We start from the raw sequence: 17,751 nt of genomic DNA, 5'->3' as shown, positions 1-17,751 counted from the left end.
CAAATTAGGCTATATCGAGAACGAGCAAGCCCGCGACACGCGTCGGTGATCGGCGCTAACGGCGCAGGCTGAAAGCACGGAAGGCGCGTAGGGCCGGGAAGCGGCGGCGGTGGTGGCGTCGGCGCCACTCGCGAGTGACGCCGACCGCCAGCCAGCCGACCGAACCGAGGAGCAACAGGAACCAGCAGACCGCTTGGATCGCTTCGCCGAGAGTCACGCGTTCTCTCTACCCGGATCAGGCTCCGAGAATTCGCCGCAGCCAGCGAAGGCGCGCCTCCCGGGTGTCCTCGGAGATCGCCGCGTGCGGAACCAACCCGTCGTACCCGTGGAAGCCACCCGTCCAGACGTGCAGCTCGCATTGCCCGCCGGCCCGCCAGATCTCACCCGCGTAGGCGACGGCTTCGTCGCGGAACGTCTCCGCGGATCCGACGTCGATCAAGGTCGGCGGCAGGCCGCTGAGGTCGGTGGCCCTGGCCGGCGCCGCGTACGGGGACACGTCGGCGGTCGCCCGCGCCTCGCCGAGCAGCGCACCCCAGCCCGCCGCGTTGGCCTCGCTGTCCCAGACGCCGAGCCCGGTCATCTGGATCGCCGAGACGGTGTCGTTCCGGTCGTCCAGCATCGGGCACATGAGCACCTGCGCCGCGATCGCCGGGCCACCGCGATCGCGGGCGAGCAGCGCGAGCGCGGCGGTGAGCCCTCCGCCGGCGCTGGCTCCGGCGACGATGATCCGGGACGGATCGATGCCGAGCTCGGCCGCGTTCTCCGCCGTCCAGCGCAGTCCGGCGTAGACGTCCTCGATCGGCCCGGGGTGCGGCGTCCCGGGAGCCAGCCGGTACTCCACCGAGACCACAGCGGCGCCGAACTCCTCGGCCCAGGCCATGACCGAGTCGATGCCGAGCCGGTTGTCGCCGGCGATCATCCCGCCGCCGTGCGTGTGGTAGATGACCGGCGTCGGGGCCTCACTGCCGACCGGGCGGACGATCAGCAGCGAGATCTCGGGACTGCCGTCGGGGCCGGGAACCGCACGCTCCTCCACGCTGAACCGGCCGTCGCGGCTCAGCTCCTCGTCGGTCGGCGCCACCACGATCCCGGGGACGTCGTGAGGAGGTATTTCACCGCTCATGAACGCCTCCAGCAGCGAGACGACCTGATCCAGGGAGGCGGCCAGCTCGGGGTCGTACGGGGTCGGAGGGCCGATGCGCTTGTCGGTCTGCGGTGACGTCGTCATGGCGACAACTCCTTTGTTGCGGACTACCGCCGAGTCTCGTAGTTGTCGGGGCAACCGGGCAGCCGCCAAAGGCCGCGGTGTTACGGTCGCTACCCGACATATGGCGGTGCGGCATGCGCGAGTTGATCAGCAAACTCAGCGTGGTCTCCGACGATGCGGCCAGCGCGTTGCGCGTGATCTCCCATTTCGAGGCGTTGGTCGACCAGCGGGCGTCGACCCCGGCGATGCTGCGGGCGGCGGCCGCGCTGGCCGGCTGTCCGGCCGGGCTGCACGCGCGGGGGCTGAACGTGTGCTTCGACCAGCAGGGGCGGCGGATCCCGGTACCGGACCGGCCGGGCCGGGCCGGCGTCTGGCTCGATCGCGCGGGTGAGCCGGGCCCGCTCGATCAGCTGATCGTCGAGCGGTGCACCAGGAGCATCGAGGCCGTGGCCGAGGAGGCGCACCCGTCCCTGGCGGCGACCCGGATCGTCTGCGACCCGGAGTCCGGTCTGGCCGAGCGCAGGGCGGCCGCGCGTCAGCTCGGGCTGGGCGCGTCCGTTCTGGTCGTCGCGACCGCGTCGGCCGAGGGTGTGCCGCTCGGCGGGCGGCGGATCCAGCTGCTCCGACCGGGTGCTGCCGTCCCGGCCGCCGTCGCGGCCGGGCTCACGACCTGCTCCGCCGACGATCTTCCGGTCGGCTGGAAACACGCGATGACCGCGCTGCGGCTCGCCGTCGATCCGGTGACCGGAGGCCCTCTGCAGGTGGAGTTCGAGCAGCTGGGGAGCCTCGCCGCGCTCGCCGACCAGTTCGACGCCACGAGCGCGGCCGCCGTACCGGACGTGCGGCGGGTGGAGGAGCTCAGGGCCGAGCGGCCCTGGGTGACCGGGGTGATCGACGTGGTGCTGAGCCATCGCAGCATCCGCGACGCGGCTCGGCGGCTGAGCCTGCACCATTCGACGCTGCACCAGCGCATTTCCTGGCTGGAGTCCCAGCTCGGGTACACGCTGCTGAGCCCCGGCGGGTACGCACGAGCCGCGACGACCGTCGCCCTCTGGCGGATCTCGCGGTCACCCGCCTGACGTCGGGCCCGGGACCCGGCCGATCAGCGTGGTCTCGAGTGTGGCGGCGAGCCAATCGCGGGCCCGGGAGAGCGGCCAGTTCAGCTCGTCGATCAGCGTGAAGTACGACGAGTTGCAGAGGAAGAACCAGAGGACGTCAGCGGCGGCGTCGGCGTCCTGCACCGCGCCGAGCTCGGCCAGCCGTCGGGCCACGCGGTTCAGGCCGGTACGCAAGCTGGCCTGCGCGGTGTGGAGCGCATCCCGGACCGTCGGCTCCTGCGGCGCGGCCGCCACCACCTGGCGCATCAGCGGCGACCAGTCTTCGAACTTCGCGGCGGTGCGGTCCACCATGAACCGGATCAGTTCCCGCGGCTCCTCGAACGTGTCGATCCGGGCGACGATCTCGCGGTTCTCGTCCGACGTGGTGGCCGTCCCGATCATCTCGCGGATCAGCCCGCTCTTGCCCCCGCCCACCGCGTACACGGTGGCCGGGGCGACCCGGGCGGCACGGGCGATGTCTTCCACACGCGTCCCGAAGTAGCCCTGGGACTCGAACAGCGAGCGCGCCGCGTCGAGGATCGCGTCGCGGGTGGCCTGCGCGTATTCGGCCCGGCGGGTGCTCATCCAGGTATCTTTACTCATCAGAGTATGCTCTGACGAATGAATGAAGCTCTGAATTATGTGCTGGTCCCGGGCGCGTGGCACGGCGGATGGGCCTGGCACCCGGTCGGCCAACGTCTCCGGGCCGCCGGGCACAACACGTTCGCGCTGACGCTCCCCGGCCTCACGATGGGCGACGACCCGACCGGTCTGCGGCTGGCGGACGCGGTCGACCACGTCGTGGCCGAGGTCGAGCGCCGCGACCTGAAGAACGTCGTGCTGGTGGGCCACAGCTACGCCGGCATCCCGATCACCGGGGCCACGCCCCGGCTCGCCGGACGGTTGGCCGGATTCGCGTTCTTCAGTGCGTTCATCCCGCGCCGGGGCGAGTCCATGGCCGACGCGATGGGGCCGGAGCTGGCCGGTTACCTCCGCGGCACGATCGAGGCGTCGCCGCAGGGCACGATCAGCGTCGACTTCGAGCAGTTCCGTGCGATGCTGCTGCCCGACGCGCCGGAGCCGCTGCAGCGTCTGGTGTTCGATCAACTCCTGCCGCAGCCGGGTGGATACATGCTGGATGCTCCGGACGTCGACGGCGTCGACGTTCTCGGGCTGCCGATCACGTACGTCCTGGCCCGGGAAGACCAGGGACTGGCCGCGCCGGGGGCGGAGTTGGCCGCGCGGGTGGGCGTCGAGCCGGTCCTGGTGCCGGGCAGCCACGAGGCCCTGCTGACCCACCCCGACGAGGTGGCGAGCGCCCTGCTGGGCCAGTGGGCGTGGTAGTCGGGTCGGGGCGGGCGCCTATCGATACGGTCGGGTCGAGGAGGTTGGGCCGGAGCGGGCTGGGCTAGAGCGGGCCGGGCTAGAGCGGGCCGGGTTGGGCCGGGCCGGAGCGGGCCGGAGCGGGCCGGCGTAGACCGCCGCCTCCGTCATCCGGGGCGGGTGGGCGCGTCAGACGTGGCGCCACACCTCGGGTCGACGGGCCGCCGCGTACACCCGGTCGATGTCCTCAGGGGAGAGCACCGTGCGGCCGGGTGAGCGGAACCACCACGTCACGACCCAGGACGGGAGCACCTGCACCCCGAGCGGGCGGTGCCGGATCCATCCGTTCAGCCGGGCCTGCCCGTGCACCACGACCAGCGGCGTGACGTGCACGGGAAGCCCGGGGGCGGGGTGCCCGGGAGTGGGGTGCTCGGGGGCGGAGTGCCCGGGCGCGGGATGCGCGGGCGAGGGGTGCCCGAGCGCGGTGGACAGGGCGGCCGTGACGCGTTGGGCTTCCCTCCGGGCCGCCTCCGGGTACGCGCGGTTGCGCCGCTGGACGCGGATGCCTTTCGAGGTGACGGTCACGATCGCGCGCCGGTGATGCTTGGTGTTGATGCTGAAGACGCCGTGGCGGCAGATCACCAGGTGATCAACGTCGCCACCGGCGCCGAGAACGATCGAGTGCAACACGCGGGCGCCACGTCGGCGTAGTCGGTCGAGGCGTTTGCCGACGGCGATCTCGCCGAGCGCTCCCTGCCGCCAGGGCTGGTCGCGGCTGCGGACGCCGAGTACGCGGGCCAGTCGGCGCAAAGCGGGGTTCTGGATCTGTAACCGTTCGGCGCGGGCGGCGAGGTTGGCGCCGGCCTGGTGCTCGGCGAGATCGCGTGGCGCCGTTCGGGGTCGGGCGGGCGGCCTACGAGACGCCGGTTCGCGCTCCAGAGGAGCATTGCTCGCCGAGGCTGGTGGCACATCGGGGCGGCCGACGCTGTCGTCTGCCGGTGGGCGCGGTCTCGGAACTCGCGGCGGATGGGTGCCTTGCCACGCGTCGACGGCGACGGCGAACTCCGCGCGCAGGTCGGACAGCACGACATGGTCCTGGCCCGTGCGCAGGTCACGCCAACCGACCTGTACGCCGGCGGCCGTATTGACGTACAGGCGATCGTGCTGACCGCGGGTCCAGCGACGAACCGTCAGCTCCGCGACCACGCTTCGGTCACCTCCGGTAGAGACAGAATGACCGAAGGTTACTGGCGGCCCACTGTCCGAGTAGGACATTCGTCGATACGTCCGTGTTCCCTGCCGAATGACGTCTGCTGCGAGTTTCTATCTCGGTTGCGGTGTCGGATCTGCAAACGCCCGCGCTGGCCAGATCTCCCAACGATTGCGGTTGCCGCGCCGGACGATGGCGTCCGGATGGTCGGCCCGGATTTTTGTCAGTTGCTCGATGACGTCCCCAATCGAGAGGCCAGAACGCACAATGGCGAGCGGCTGCTCCTTAGCGGCTTTGGGTGTCGCGGTCGCGATCTGCGAGGCCTCCAGCATCTTCATGACACGGGCACGTTGAGCAGCCATACGCGGCCCCGCTGGACACGGCCAGGCGCCGAGCAGCATCAGGGAACCACTCACCTGCCATAGGTGCCATGCCATCGGGCGAGGGCAGTCAGCGCACATCTCGGCGGCAGCGATCGGCTTCACCGCCAGAAGCGCGTTGAGTGTCAGCTCGTCCAGGTGTCTCCGCGAGCGGAGAGAAGCGCGGTCCTGCTGATCCGTTGGCTCAGCCATCTCCTTACGTTCATGCGCGAGGCTGTCGCGAAGCCGGCGGACCTGCGCAATCCGGTCGGTCCGAAACAGGTCGAGCATGATGGCCCGTCGGTCGCGCGGAAGGCGACCCGCCGCGTCAACGACTGCCTCCGGATCAGGCACTCGATTCTGGAGTTCAGAAACCCGACGGGTCAGCACCGCGATCTTCTGCTCGAGCTCTTCGATCTGGGAAGGAGCGCCTCGGCCTGCTGCGAGCAACTCGTCCCGTTGCCGGATGCAGTGTTCGAGGTACGAGGTGTCCTCCAGCAGCGCCAGTCGAGCTTTGACGAGTTCCGGATCGTGCGAGGGCAGGCGCGCACTCTGTTCGGCCTTGACCGCGGCCACCTTGCTGGCAACGTCAGCGGCGATCTCCGCCATGCGCAGCTCAACATCCTCGGTGGTCATCGGCTGGAAGTCTGGCTCGGCGCGCGCCCATTGTTCATGGACTATGAGCGCGGCCGCGTACTCGTCCGCACGCTCCTCCGTCACCCACGGATTCCACGGTTCGTCGGCATGCACCTCGTCTAACAGTGCTAACGCGGCGCGGAACTGTTCCACCGTGCTGGTCGGTAGTTGTCAAGTCAAATTGAGACGGTTGGTGCCCGTGAGGTCGCGGTAGCGGGTTCGAGGGGTTGGTTGATCCACGCGACGGTGGGTGGTTTGGGTGGTTGTGGCCGTCGGGCGAATCGTTCGGGGTGAGCGGCGTGGGCAGGTGTCATCCTCTGTCATCCCATGCGGGGCTGTCACCAGACGATTACCACTACTCGCATCCGTGACCTGTCTTCAGGTTGAGTGGTCGTCCGCTTCTCGGCTGTCCGGACAGGACACTCGGGTGGCCGGTCCGTTGGTTGCTGAGTGGTCGTAGACCTGCGCGAAGTTGCGGAGCGGACGCTGTAGCTCTCTGAGGGTCCGCCGGCTTCGCGAAGGATTGCCGGCCGGGTTAGATAGATCTTTTGTTCGATCGATGGCGCCCTTCGAAGTTTGCTGCGCCCAGGGGAGATAACCGAGAGAATGTATATGGCTTCTTAGTGTTGTCTTTTCGGTCTCGGCGGGGAGATGTGGATGGCAACTCGTAGCAGGGGGAGTTCTTCCGATCCGGAACGGTTCCGACGTCAGTTAGCGCGGGAGGCTGAAGCGGCCCGGCGGGCGAAGGAGGCTGCCCGGAAGGTCGCGGAGAGGGAGGCAAAGGCCAGGTACATCGCTGATCGGAAGCAGGAAGCCGAGACGAAGTCGGCTCAGTTGGCCGCTCGGGTCGAGGAGATCTCTTCGATCCTGCGTCGCGGAATCACTCGTTCGTCCGTCCTCGACCTCGCGAGGCTGCGTCGCGCCGACCGGCCGCCGCCGCTGAATCTTGGGGTCTTGGCGACACCGGCTTCGCGCCCAACATGGGACCAGTTCGCCCCGACGGCTCCAGGCGTCTTCGGTGGGCTTTTCGGTGGCCAGGAGCGGCATCGGCGAACTGTGCAGGTGGCCGAAGCGGAGTTCGCCCAGGCTTAGCAGGGCTGGGAGGCCGCGGAGGCTGAGCGGCAGCGCCGCGTGGCTGCTGCCAGAGCGGACCATGCCCAGCGGGCACGGGCGCACGAGGAGCAGCTACGCACCTTCAACGCCGCATTGGACTGGGAACTGGCCGGCGTGATCGATCGTGATCATCAAGCCGTCGAACGCTACCTCAACCGGGTCCTCGCGGCGTTACCCCTGCCTGAGGGCTTCCCACGGCAAGCCGACGTGTACTTCGACGCGCAGGCCGAGCAAGCCGGCATCAAGCTCCAACTCCCGGGTCAGGAAGTTGCCCCGACTGTGCGCCAGTACCAGTACATCGCGGCACGCGACGAGGAGAAGGTGATAGCGCGGCCGATCCGGGAGACGGTTGAGCTATACCGGTCGGTGATCAGCCAGGTCGCGCTATTGGCCATCCGCGACGTGTTCGCGGCCGATCCTCGGCTCGAGTCCGTGGCATTCAACGGGCGCGTACCGGCGATCAACCCGGCCACGGGCCGTGACGAGGATCGTTACCTCATCAGTCTGGACGTCTCCCGAGCGGAGTTCGAAGCGCTGGTGCTGGATCGGGTCACTCCGTACAGGTGCGTGCAGGATCTGCACGCCATCGTCTCGAAGCATCCGTACGAACTTGAGGGTGTCGAGCCGATCCTGGACTTCGACCTGAAGAAGTACCGGCGCGCCGAGTCGATCGACGCAGTGGCGACCCTCGACTCTCGGCCGGACCTCATGGAGATGAACCCGGACTACTTCGAACACCTGACGCGACAGGTGTTCGAGGCGCTCGGCTTGGAGGGGTGGAACACCGAGCACAGCTACGACGACGGTGTCGACGCGGTGATGATGAACAAGACCGTCGCGGTCGGCGGACTGACGATCGTCCAGTCGAAGCGCTACAAGAATGCCATCGGCGTGAACCACATCCGCGAACTGGCCGGCGCGATCGAGGAGAAGCGGGCCACGAAGGGCATCCTCGTCACCACGTCCTGGTTCACCCCGCAGTCGGAGCGCAAAGCACGCGAGAACGGCCGGATGGAGCTGATCGACGGTCAACATCTGGTCTGGCTGATCGAGCAGAAGCTGGGCAAGAAGGTCTTGATCAACCTTCCGAAACGGCCTCCCCGCCGCTCCACGTCGTCGTGACCGAATGTGGCTCCGGGCACGTTGGTGCCGGTCACGGCCGCACAGTCCACGGTCAAACGACGGTCAACACAGAACAAGACCGGTTTCCCGCAGAGGGAAACTGGCCTTTTACCTGCAACAACGTGGTCGGGGTGGCGGGATTCGAACCCACGGCCTCTTCGTCCCGAGGGTGAGTTCGAACATGACTTGACGCGAGCGTAAAGTGAGTGCGTCGCTAGCGTAAGCTTTCCTGGTCGCGCGAGGAACATCTCCAACGCTATGATCGAGCGGTGAGCACCCGGTTGGTCCCCAGGAAATCGGCTGCTCAGGTCGCTGCGGCGCTTGGCGACACCCGAGTCGTGCTGATCAGCGGGGCACGCCAAGCCGGCAAGAGCACCCTGGTCCGCGTGGTGGCCGGTGATCGTGACGGTGAGCGCCGGGACCTCGACAAACCTCAAGACCGCGCGGCCGCGCTGACCGACCCGGTCGGATTCGTCGACACCGAGGGCTTGCTGGTCATCGACGAGATTCAGCGAGCCCCGGATTTGCTGCTCGCGATCAAGGTCGCCGTCGATGAAGATCCCCGGCCGGGGCGATACCTCCTGACGGGCTCCTCCCAACTGTTCGGTATGGCCGCCGCGCCGGATGCACTGCCCGGCCGGATGGAGACCATCGAGCTGTGGCCGTTCAGTCAAGGCGAGGTCGACGGAGCCCCGGACCGCTTCATCGACGCTGCTTTCGAGCTCGGCGCGGACCTGCGTATCGAGTCCGACATACCGCGCGCCGAGTACGCCCACCGGATCGTCCGAGGCGGGCTGCCCGAGGCTGTGAACCGCAGCGACCCGCGCCGACGTGCTCGCTTCCACGATGCTTACGTGCAGTCGCTCATCGATCGAGACGTCAGCCAACTCGCAGATATCCAGCGCAAGAATGAGCTGAGGCGCCTGATCCGCCTGCTCGCCGCACGGACCGGCACGATCGTGCACGCCGACGGCCGACTCAGGTCCGACCTGGGGCTATCCCGGCCTACGATCGGGCGATATCTGCAGGCCCTTGAGGAGATCTTCCTCGTCAAGCGGATCCCTGGCTGGTCCCGGAACCTGGGCACACGCGCGACCGCCTCACCGAAGATGATCTTCGTCGACTCCGGCATCGCCGCGCAGGAAATGTCCGTCGACGCGAGGGCGCTGCTCCGTCCCGGCGCCCCCTTCGGGCCGCTGCTGGAGACCTTCGTGCTCTCCGAGTTGGCACGCCAACGTAGCTGGTCGGAGACGATGGTCGATCTTTACCACTACCGCGACCATTCAAGGTTCGAAGTGGACGCGGTCCTCGAAGACCGTCGTGGCCGCGTGGTCGGCGTCGAGGTCAAGGCGGCTTCCACGGTCGGCACTGACGACTTCCGCGGCCTACGCCGACTCGCGGAACGACTCGGCGACGACTTCGTCCTCGGCATCGTTCTCTACACGGGCACGACGACCCTGCCGTTCGGCGACCGGCTCCGAGCGATGCCCGTCAGCGCGCTCTGGCATGCCAAACCAGACGAATGATCCGCTCGACCTCTTCACCGCGAAGCGTTCGTTCAATCTCGGGGAGATGCGTGGCCCGAGGTCAGATCGTTCAGAAGGACACTGAGTAGTCGTTCTTCCATTACCGCACGGCCTGATTCCTGCATGCGCGTCCGGAGCGCCGGGTCCCACGGGGTTTCTGCCGGGCTACCGGACAACGGGGTGCCGACGTCGCCGTCCGAGGGGTAATCGCCAGAGCTCATCCGCCAGGGACACGCCCGGAGATATCGGGCCAGGGCCGCTCTGGTCATCCGAACGCCGGCCCAGTCGAAGTCGTTGCGCCAATGGATCACCATGTCGGGGCCGGCGCCCGCCAAGAGCGCATGGACGGCGGCAGAGGGTACGCCCTCGGTGCAGACGAGCGGGCGGGTTGCTCGTCCGGCGGCGGCGCGGAGCACGGCAGGGTTCTCGCAGACGTAGATGGCGGAGGTGCCCAGTGCGAGCGGCCCGAGCCGGAGCTGGTGCAGGGTGACCCGCAACGGCACGTGCGCTTCGGCCGCTGAGGTGAGCCACTCGCCGAGAAGGCCACCTGTCGCGGGCAGGTTGAGGACGAGAACCTGGCTGGCGAGGTCGTCCGGGACAACTCCGGCCAGCTCCCAGAGCGCTCGTTCCTGCTCGGCTCCGTTCGGCGAGGGCAGGCCGTGCCAAACCGCCAGGGCACGTAGCACCAGAGCGCGCACCGGACCGTCGGCCAGGGCCTTCGTGTCGAACAGGATCCGCTCGGCAAAGACGGGCATGGGCTCGTCCGCTGCGGGAAGTGCCTCGAGGACTGCCAGGACGTTGGGGAAGGGCAATCCGCCGCGGACGATGCGGGTCAGGGTGCCGTCGCGGCGCATTCCGTCGAGCCAGGCTTCGAACCATGGCTGGGTGGCATGTCGGGAGTCGCCCGCGAAGGACAGCAGCGCATCCCGTCCGACGGCGTCGTTCTTGCGTTCCCCGGGGCGGTCGCGGAACGGTCCGACCGCGTCCGCCAGGCCGGTTCCGTGGGCAGCGCGCAGGTACTCGTCGAGGTCGGCGAGGCGGATGGCGATGCGGGACACGCCCACGGGGCGGTGGACACCGGTCACGCCGATGACGACGAGACGCTCGGCGTCGTCGGGGGTGGCCAGCGAGACCGAGCCGTCGAGACTTCCGCCGGTGCGTTCGAGGCTGCGGCGGGCGGCTGCGAGCAGCCGTTGCCAGCCTGGCTCGACGAAGAGGTCAGCCATGGACGGGTGCCCTGCGACTCTCCGGCGAGCCGAGCGCGCGAGCCAGCGTGCCGTCGAAATCGGCGATGTTCATCGTTCCGTCCCAGACCAGCAGCACTGTCGAGACGGTGTGTTCCTCGGTGGAGTGGGACAAGTCGTAGTGGGCAGCACCGGTCACGGACGGGTGCGTGGCCCACAGGTCGTATCCGGTCATGAAGAGGTCCAGATCGAACTGTTTTGCAAGGGACATCAGCTCGCCGCGGCCGGTGTCGTCCACGCCGGCGAAGGCCTCGTCCAGGCCGAGAAGGCGGGGTGCTTCGGACCTGGCGGAGCCGAAGAGAGCGTTGGCGGCGGCGAAGAGGGGAAGGTGCAGGGAGACAGATTGCTCGCCGCCGGAGAGCTGGCTGTGCCGGGCGCGGGTGAGCGGCTCCGTGACGCCTCCCGGGCGGTGCAGGGTGAACGCGAACGTGCGCCACTGCCGGTAGTCGAGGACCTCGGCGAGCAGATCCCGGTAGGGCTTCTCCGGCGCCTGGGCGCGGGCGGCCTTGATCCGGGCGGCGAAGTGTCGGCGAAGCGTGGTGAGCTGAGTGGGGCCGAGGCGAGCGGGGTCACGTTCGAGCAGGCGGCACACCTCACGCTGCTCGGAGTCAAGGTCGTCGGCGAGGCGCCAACCGACGCCGACGGTCAGGCCGGACGACATGCGCCGGGCACGCATCTGGGTGTCCATCGCGTCGACGAGGTCGCGTGCCTCGATGGTGCGGCGGTGGATCTGGCCGGCGAGCTGGCCGAGGAGGGCGTCCTCGAAGACCTGCTGTTCGGCGTCGGTGAGCAGTTGCTCCTGGTCGCGGCGTTCGGTGGCGACCCGTTCGGCGAAATGCGCCACGGGGGTCAGCCCCTGCTCGTCGGCGACGCGGACGACGATGATGCCCTCGTCGGTGTCCCACTCGGGACGGTGATCGAGACCGGCGGCAGGCAGCTGGGTCTGCAAGTCGGTGAGCGCGCCGGTCAGCCGGGTCCCGCTCTGCTTGAGCGAGGTCTCGGTCGGGGTCAGTTCTCGGGTGGCGGCGAGGATGCCGTCGTGGAGGGCGATCACTGCCGGGTCGAGATCACCCTCCCGGTGTTCGACGACGGGCCAGCGCAACTCGGTCGGGCAGCGGATGAGACCGAGGAGATCGGGCTGGGCGAACGGGCGCAGCCGGACGGCATCGGCTCGGGCCTCGGTTATCGCGCGATCCACATTTGCTTCACCGACCTCGGCGCGGGCCAGTGCTCCGGCCTCGGCCGTCCGCGCCTCGGTGAGCGCCGCTCGGGCGGAAGCGAGTGCGTTCTCAGCCTCGGTGACCGCCTGCTCGGTGCGGGCGACCTCGGCCAGCACCTCTTCGGCCTCGGCGCCGATCGCTGCGGAGAGGGTCCGGAGCTCTTCGTCCTTCTCCGCGTGTCGTTGCGCCGCCTCGTGGGCGGCCTCGACGGCCTCTTCTCGCCGGGCCTCAGCTTCGGCGAGCCGTTCGGAGGACAGTCCGGCCGCAAGGTCGGTCTGCCGGGCAGTGAGGTGGGCGTGCTCCAGTTGCAGGCCCGCGCGGGCGAACCGGTCCAGCGCAGCGGCGGTGGCGGAGATCGCGTCGACGGGCAGGTGGTGCTCGGCGACGGTACGGCGCAGCGTGGCGGCGACGACAGCGCGTTCGGCGGCGGACGCGTCAAGACGGTGAGCGGCGTCGGCAGTGGCTTCCCGGCGGATGCGGAGCGCTGCGGCAGCCCGGTCCAGGTCGCGTTCGGCCTTCCGGATCTCGGTCAGTGGTGGCAGCGCGTTTCCGGCCCGGCCGACGGCGTCGATCACATCCCGCAGCGTCTGCCGGGACGCCTCTGCGCGGGTGATTTCAGCGTCGAGGGCGGCGATGCGGCGGTCGCAGTCGGCGATCCGCGCCGCCCGGCGTGCGGCGCGGGCGGTCGCGCCGATGAACTCGCCGTGGTCCTTGACGAACCGTCCGGTGCCCGCACCCTGTGCCCATCCGCCGGTTTCGGTCACGGCGGCGGGGCCGGTCAGGTCGCCGACCGCGATGCCGGCGAGCACGGCCGTGATTCGAGCTGCGGGGACGTGCTCCTGATCCTCGGGTACCAGGAGGTCGGCGAGGCTGGCGCCGATGACCCGTGGCCCGGCTCGGAGGTAGGCGTCCTCGACGAGGCTGTCCTCGTCATCAGGGGGAACCCAGGCATCGAGGATGCCGGCGGCCTGCAGGGCCGCCTCGATACCGGCGGCTTCGACGTCCGGCACGTCGTCGGCGAAGCGGATCAACTGCCACAGCGGTGCGCCCGGACGGTTCTCCCGGGATGCCGGACGGGTCGCGGAGGGCGGTGGTGCGTCGTCGTGCTCGGCGGCGATGCGCGTCCGTTCAGCAGTGACTTCCCGGCGGTCGGCCACCAATCCGTCACGACGAGCCGTGAGCGCGGCCAGCTCGTCGCGACGCGTAGCGACCGGCGCTGCCACCGCCTCGGCGAACGGTTCCCGCAGCGATGGCGCGTCGAGGGAATCGGCGAGAACCTCCGGAATGCCGTCCAGCTCCAGTCCGGACAGAAGGTCGGCGTGGTCGGCACCCCAGGACCGCACCCGCGAGGCGGTTTGCTCCCGAACTTCGACCAGAGCAGAAGCGGCTCGACCTTCAGCATCGGCGGCTGCCTCGGTGGCCTCCCGGGCGGCGCGGTCCTCGTCGACGGCGCGAGTGTGGTCCCGTTCGGCTTGGACGAGGCGGTCCGCGGCGGAGCGGACGGCGGTGACGTCGGCGCGGCGGGTCTCCGCCCGAGCGGTGAGCCGCGGGGGGAGCCCTTCCAGTTCGGCATCCTCGGTCTGCCAATCGATACCTGCGGCCCCGGCTTCGGCGGTGACATCGGCGGCGCATCGGGCAACGGAGGAACGGGCGTCTGCGGCCGCGGTCTGCGCCCGGTCGTTCTCGCCCAGGCGGCGGTCGGTCGTGGCCTGCTCGGCGGCAACGGCAGCCTGCGCCCGGCGAGCGGCGGCGACCAGGTCGTGGACGTGCCGTTTAAGGTCGGCGAGCTGTTCGTGCGATCGGTACGCGGCGGAACCCTTGAGCCGGTCGAGGTGGGCGCGCAGCCGGCCGGGTTCACCCTCCACGGCGTCCTGCCGGGTTCGGGCCTCGGAGACCGCGGCAGCGGCGCGCGTCGCGGCTTCGTGGGCCTCGTCGCGCGTGGTGCGCTGTTCGGCGACGGCCACGCGGCGCGCGGACAGCGCATCGGCGGCAGCGCGTGCGTGCGTACGCAGGTACGTGGAGTAGACGGACAGGAAAGCGGTGGTCGCGGCGTCGGCGGCGATCAGCCCTTCGAGAGTGCGGGCGACCGCCTCCATGTCGTCGAACGAGCGGGCCGCCTCGACCAGCAGGTGGTCGTCGACCGGACGGAGGCCACGTTGAAGGGTCCGGGACAGCTCCACCGGATTCAAGTCCTTGGCCAACTGGGGCTTCCGCAGAGTCAGGACCAGGTCGAGCAGCTGCTCGTAGCGGGCCGGGCCGAGGGCGAACAGCCGGGCGTCGACCAGGTGCCGATACTCCTCGGCGGAGTCACGGACTGCTTCCGCGCCCAGCCGTTCGATCAGCTCCTTCCGCAGTACCGGCCGGTCGTCGGCATCCAGCAGGGAGAAGTCCACACCCACTCGGCCGTCGACGACGAAGTGCCATCGGGTCACTCGGTCGTTGTGCCGGTGCGCGCGCAGCCCGATCCCGATCGTCACGAATGACGTGCCGTCGCCGAACTCCATCCACACGTAGGCGTGTGCGCTTTCCTGTCCCCGATAAAGCAGATTGGACTTCATCGTCCGGTCCTCGCCGGCGAACGGATTCAATCTGCGAGGCTCGATTCGTCCGTCCAGCACGAACGGAAACAGGACCTCCAGCGCCTTGGTCTTGCCCGAGCCGTTCGGACCGCGCAGCACGAGCCACCCGTCGACGAACAGGAACTCCTCGTCGCGGTAGTCCCACAGGTTGACGATGCCGGCCCGGGTGGGCATGAAACGGGCCATCAGAAGAGCGTCCTCTGCTTTACTTCGGCGACCGTGTTGCGGTACCGGCCGATCAGGGGGCGGGCCAGGACACCGCCGGGGACGACGATGACCGCGCCGAACCGGGCCAACAGCGCCACGGCCTCGGACCGCAGCCGTTCGGGGTCGGCGTGCCAGGCGGCTCCGAACGCGGAACCGTACTCGCGCAGGATTCCATCGGTGGCCTCGCGGAGGAAACTCTCGGTGATCAGCGGGAGCCGCTGCTCGTCCGACGCCTCGTCGGGCCGGGCCGTCGGGTCTTCCGGCAGTACCAGGGTGGCGGCGGGCAGGCCCGTATCGACGTTCCGCAGCAGCTCGGCAGCCGCTTCGGCAGGATCGGGGACTGCCATCCGGCGGGCGCGACGACCATCCGGGTCCAGCACTCGGTCGGCGACCTCCACCGCGAGCAGGATCGCAGCCTGGGCGACTGAACCCGTACCGGGGAACCGCTCCGCCGACCAGCCGGCCGTGTCCACCAGCAACACACCCTCCGCGCGTCGTTCCACGTGCAAGCCGGTGAGCCGGGCCAGGTCAGCCGGGAGCGTCTGACCACGCAGATGGTTGCCGACGTCGGCGGGCACGTCGGCGTAATAGACCACCGGCCGCTCCACCACGGCTCGGCGAGCGGTTTGCGCATCGGCCCGACGCTGAGCATTACCACTGGTCGTCGCCGGACGTTCCAGCAGCGCGGCGGCCGACTCGATGTGCTGCAGTACCCGGGGTGGCTGAAACAGGGCCAGGATCGCGCCGCGCGTGATGTCGTACAGCGCCTCTCCCACCCCGGGGTCGCTGGCCCAGGACGCACTGGACCCGTCGGTCAGCCGCAGCACACCACGTTCCTCTAGCCACGCGACGGCGTCGACGAAGGCCCGGCGGTCCGCTCCGTTGTCGGGGTCAAGGCCCAGACCACCGATTCGGTTCGCGTCGCCGGCGACCGAGTCCGCCAGTTCGGACAGCGTGATCTGGATCCCGGCCCGGCCGAGGACGGCCAGGCACAGCGACAGGTATGCGTACCGGCGGCGGTCGAACACCCGGCCGGTCCGGGACACCGCCGGACGATCCGGGTTCAGGCCATCGCTGGTGCGAACGAGACGCGCTGTCGCGCCATGCAAATCCAACCGGTATCCGAACGCCTCGGCCAGGTCTTCCCGCAGCGTTGCGGCGAACCGGCGTATCCGCGGCAGGGCCTTCTCGTCCGGCCAGGTGGTGGTGATCAGCGGGTGCCGGAGCAGCAACCGCAGCGCACGCTGGTAGTCCCCGAGTTCCAGGTCCGACACGTTGGCAGCGAATCTCATGCGGTCGCCCTCACGTGTGCGGCCGGTGCTACCGACAGCGTGTACCCGTCCAGATGCAGCCGGCCGGTCTCGGTCTGCACGGTGGTGAACTGGCCCGGGCAGGGGGTCAACGTCAGACGCACGCCGAATGCCGCCGCGGCCAGCGGCACGTCCCGGCGTCCGGCGACCCGCGTGGACAGCGCGATGTCCAGCAGCCGCCGCAACACGGCGACCTGCGATTCGTCGAGATCCTTCTCCGCGTCGACCAACCGGCCCGCGGCCTCGGACTGACGGCGTTCCTCGGCGACCTGCCGCTCCCGGAGGATCCGCCGCGTCGCCTCGGATCGCTCTACCCGCGCTGGGCGGCCGTTGCCCTGGCCCGGTGCTCGCCCGGACTGCACGAGCGTTCGGGAAAGCTCAACGGCCGGTGCATCCCACCAGGACAGGCGCCCTGGGATCGCCTCCGGGTCCGGGTGCGCCACGCCGACGTGCCGCGGCGCGCCCAGGCTGAACACCACGTCGAACAGGGCGTGTGCCGCTTCTTCCGAGCCCACGTTCGCGAACCAGGCCGCCAGGTGCCGTAGCTGCGACTCCCGGCTGACCCCGCCGCGGCGGGCCTCGGTGACCCGCCGCAGGAGTGCGAGAACGTCACCGATCGCGGCCATCGTCGCCCCGGAGAGCCGGTCGGCCTCGCTGAGCGAGTCCGCACTCGGAGGGGCCAGCCACGACCGCAGTCCGGCCCACCGTCGCTGCCAGTCCGCGAGCCGCTCGGCCGGCGTCGAGAAGAGCCGCTCGTCCGCCTCCGCGGTGGCCTCGATCAGACGATCCAGGCCGGTCGCCTCCACCTCGAATACCGCTTCGCGTAGCCGCGGGGTGTACCGCTGCAACTCGTCGTGGAAGTCACGCAGGTGCGCTAGGAGGGCGTCCTTGTGCGAGAGGAAGGCCTCGGGGCGGACCTCGGGGGTGCGGCTCAGATCGCCGAGCATGTGGTAGAAGCGGGCGGCCCGCTCGGCGACGTCCGCCAGCGCGCGGTCGAGCCGGTTCAGCTTCCGATAGACCTCTTCGGCGTCACCGGCCTCGTTCGCAGCTGCCAACGCTTTCAAGTCGGCGAGCAGGTCGGCGAAGACCAAGCGGGAGAGTGTGCTGTCCTGCACGTTCGCCGCTAACACGCTTTCCACTGCCCGATGTGCGCGGTAGCCCGCCTCGGTGAATTGGTAAACCGAGTGGCGATTGCGATATTCGGCGACAGTGGTAGCCCGCGTGCCGTCTTGGCCGCGATCCAACACACCCCAGTCGACCAACGCATCCAGCAGCCTCGGGAGCTCCAGCGTCGCCGGATCCGGGCACTCGGCGTGTGCTGCGGCCAACCCGGCCAGCGCAGAGCCGACCTCGGTGGTGTGGAGGACGACGTGATAGCTGGAGCGGGCTGCGCCGAAGGCGCGCAGCACCCATAGGTAGGCGTGGCGGTTGTCAGCGGTGACGTAACCGAAGAGGCGGAGCCGGTCGTCCAGTCCGAAGTCGTCCAGCCCGAAGGACGGGGGCTGGGGGTTCGGCGTCATGCGTCTCCAACCGAGCCGGGTAGGGGATCGTTCCAACTTACCCGCGACCAAGCCGAGCCGTCAGCCCGCCAAAAGTAG

At 69.5% G+C, this 17,751-nt stretch carries 13 protein-coding genes; 4 read left to right on the top strand and 9 right to left on the bottom strand.

Annotated features, from left to right (window positions below):
- Positions 1 to 55 precede the first annotated feature (55 nt).
- Together ACIBZJ_RS18065 and ACIBZJ_RS18060 are read right to left on the bottom strand one after the other, a co-directional pair.
- Positions 56 to 217 (bottom strand): hypothetical protein, encoded by a 162-nt coding sequence (locus ACIBZJ_RS18065; RefSeq protein ID WP_395930813.1) that lies wholly within the window; start codon positions 215 to 217, stop codon positions 56 to 58.
- A gap of 18 nt (positions 218 to 235) precedes the next feature.
- Entirely contained in the window at positions 236 to 1,228 is a 993-nt protein-coding gene (locus ACIBZJ_RS18060) for an alpha/beta hydrolase (protein ID WP_395930811.1), read from the bottom strand.
- A gap of 113 nt (positions 1,229 to 1,341) precedes the next feature.
- On the opposite strand from ACIBZJ_RS18060, the gene ACIBZJ_RS18055 reads away from it, so the two are divergent.
- Positions 1,342 to 2,286 carry a LysR family transcriptional regulator gene (locus tag ACIBZJ_RS18055; protein WP_395930809.1) on the top strand — a complete coding sequence of 315 codons (945 nt, stop codon included), beginning with the start codon at positions 1,342 to 1,344 and terminating at the stop codon, positions 2,284 to 2,286.
- On the opposite strand, the gene ACIBZJ_RS18050 is transcribed toward ACIBZJ_RS18055, so the two are convergent.
- Entirely contained in the window at positions 2,275 to 2,907 is a 633-nt protein-coding gene (locus ACIBZJ_RS18050) for a TetR/AcrR family transcriptional regulator (RefSeq protein ID WP_395930807.1), read from the bottom strand. The two genes, ACIBZJ_RS18055 and ACIBZJ_RS18050, sit on opposite strands and share 12 nt — an antisense overlap.
- Before the next feature lie 18 nt (positions 2,908 to 2,925).
- Here ACIBZJ_RS18050 and ACIBZJ_RS18045 point away from each other — a divergent pair, with 18 nt between their 5' ends.
- A complete protein-coding gene (locus ACIBZJ_RS18045) occupies positions 2,926 to 3,648 on the top strand; it encodes an alpha/beta fold hydrolase (RefSeq protein ID WP_395930805.1) in 723 nt (240 codons plus the stop codon).
- A 168-nt stretch (positions 3,649 to 3,816) separates the two neighbouring features.
- Here the strand turns inward: ACIBZJ_RS18045 and ACIBZJ_RS18040 are convergent, their stop codons facing one another.
- Positions 3,817 to 4,833: a nuclease-related domain-containing protein gene (locus tag ACIBZJ_RS18040; RefSeq protein WP_395930803.1), complete on the bottom strand. Its 1,017-nt coding sequence runs from the start codon at positions 4,831 to 4,833 to the stop codon at positions 3,817 to 3,819.
- Between the two features lie 117 nt (positions 4,834 to 4,950).
- Complete coding sequence (locus ACIBZJ_RS18035; protein ID WP_395930801.1) at positions 4,951 to 5,985, bottom strand: hypothetical protein; 1,035 nt, start codon at positions 5,983 to 5,985, stop codon at positions 4,951 to 4,953.
- Positions 5,986 to 6,963: 978 nt separating this feature from the next.
- Between ACIBZJ_RS18035 and ACIBZJ_RS18030 the strand changes: the two genes are divergently transcribed.
- Positions 6,964 to 8,067 carry a restriction endonuclease gene (locus tag ACIBZJ_RS18030; protein WP_395930799.1) on the top strand — a complete coding sequence of 368 codons (1,104 nt, stop codon included), beginning with the start codon at positions 6,964 to 6,966 and terminating at the stop codon, positions 8,065 to 8,067.
- Positions 8,068 to 8,336: 269 nt separating this feature from the next.
- Positions 8,337 to 9,593 carry an ATP-binding protein gene (locus ACIBZJ_RS18025; protein ID WP_395930797.1) on the top strand — a complete coding sequence of 419 codons (1,257 nt, stop codon included), beginning with the start codon at positions 8,337 to 8,339 and terminating at the stop codon, positions 9,591 to 9,593.
- A gap of 32 nt (positions 9,594 to 9,625) precedes the next feature.
- Here ACIBZJ_RS18025 and ACIBZJ_RS18020 read toward each other — a convergent pair whose 3' ends face one another.
- From ACIBZJ_RS18020 to ACIBZJ_RS18005, 4 genes are read right to left on the bottom strand one after another with little or no spacing between them, the layout of a single operon-like run.
- Complete coding sequence (locus tag ACIBZJ_RS18020; RefSeq protein WP_395930795.1) at positions 9,626 to 10,819, bottom strand: TIGR02679 domain-containing protein; 1,194 nt, start codon at positions 10,817 to 10,819, stop codon at positions 9,626 to 9,628.
- Entirely contained in the window at positions 10,812 to 14,822 is a 4,011-nt protein-coding gene (locus ACIBZJ_RS18015; protein WP_395930793.1) for a TIGR02680 family protein, read from the bottom strand. The genes ACIBZJ_RS18020 and ACIBZJ_RS18015 overlap by 8 nt, the downstream gene beginning before the upstream one ends.
- Positions 14,822 to 16,135 carry a TIGR02678 family protein gene (locus tag ACIBZJ_RS18010; protein ID WP_395930791.1) on the bottom strand — a complete coding sequence of 438 codons (1,314 nt, stop codon included), beginning with the start codon at positions 16,133 to 16,135 and terminating at the stop codon, positions 14,822 to 14,824. The genes ACIBZJ_RS18015 and ACIBZJ_RS18010 overlap by 1 nt, the downstream gene beginning before the upstream one ends.
- Positions 16,132 to 17,673 carry a TIGR02677 family protein gene (locus tag ACIBZJ_RS18005; protein WP_395930789.1) on the bottom strand — a complete coding sequence of 514 codons (1,542 nt, stop codon included), beginning with the start codon at positions 17,671 to 17,673 and terminating at the stop codon, positions 16,132 to 16,134. Before ACIBZJ_RS18005 ends, ACIBZJ_RS18010 begins: the two co-directional genes overlap by 4 nt.
- Positions 17,674 to 17,751: the final 78 nt, after the last annotated feature.

The organism is Cryptosporangium sp. NPDC051539, from assembly GCF_044454545.1.
Lineage (GTDB): Bacteria > Actinomycetota > Actinomycetes > Mycobacteriales > Cryptosporangiaceae > Cryptosporangium.
This window is presented reverse-complemented; position numbering and strand designations above follow the sequence as displayed.

Coding starts and splice junctions, on each gene's coding strand:
- ACIBZJ_RS18020 (WP_395930795.1), bottom strand. CDS start 10,819: ATGGCTGACCTCTTCGTCGAGCCAGGCTGGCAACGGCTGCTCGCAGCC.
- ACIBZJ_RS18015 (WP_395930793.1), bottom strand. CDS start 14,822: ATGGCCCGTTTCATGCCCACCCGGGCCGGCATCGTCAACCTGTGGGAC.
- ACIBZJ_RS18060 (WP_395930811.1), bottom strand. CDS start 1,228: ATGACGACGTCACCGCAGACCGACAAGCGCATCGGCCCTCCGACCCCG.
- ACIBZJ_RS18050 (WP_395930807.1), bottom strand. CDS start 2,907: ATGAGTAAAGATACCTGGATGAGCACCCGCCGGGCCGAATACGCGCAG.
- ACIBZJ_RS18055 (WP_395930809.1), top strand. CDS start 1,342: ATGCGCGAGTTGATCAGCAAACTCAGCGTGGTCTCCGACGATGCGGCC.
- ACIBZJ_RS18005 (WP_395930789.1), bottom strand. CDS start 17,673: ATGACGCCGAACCCCCAGCCCCCGTCCTTCGGGCTGGACGACTTCGGA.
- ACIBZJ_RS18010 (WP_395930791.1), bottom strand. CDS start 16,135: ATGAGATTCGCTGCCAACGTGTCGGACCTGGAACTCGGGGACTACCAG.
- ACIBZJ_RS18045 (WP_395930805.1), top strand. CDS start 2,926: ATGAATGAAGCTCTGAATTATGTGCTGGTCCCGGGCGCGTGGCACGGC.